The sequence below is a fragment of the Ochrobactrum sp. SFR4 genome (assembly GCF_019730395.1).
Taxonomy (GTDB): domain Bacteria; phylum Pseudomonadota; class Alphaproteobacteria; order Rhizobiales; family Rhizobiaceae; genus Pseudochrobactrum.
Map to the genome: position 1 here is coordinate 1 of NZ_JAAPBB010001406.1, position 235 is coordinate 235.

At 53.6% G+C, this 235-nt stretch carries 1 protein-coding gene; it reads right to left on the reverse strand.

Annotated elements, in window-relative coordinates; all coding sequences use genetic code 11:
- A partial coding sequence (locus tag HBA93_RS23655) for a ParB N-terminal domain-containing protein (RefSeq protein WP_221724836.1) occupies positions 1 to 235 on the reverse strand: 235 nt, incomplete at both ends.

A 235-nucleotide genomic window follows, 5' to 3' on the forward strand; every position in this document is an offset into this window, starting at 1 on the left:
TGCTGCACGCATACGGCGGTGGCCATAGGCTGCCTGGAACCCCCCGGCTTTTTCTGGATGCGGACGCACCAGAATAGGGACTTGCTGACCATGCTGATGCAGGCTCTGGATGAGCGTCAGAAACTCTGGATCATCTGTTTCCTGACGGGTCAGACGATCTTCGACAAAAGATCCGTCAATCAACGAGGCATCAAGCTCAACAACCTGATCACCCTTTGCAAGACTATCAGATAGC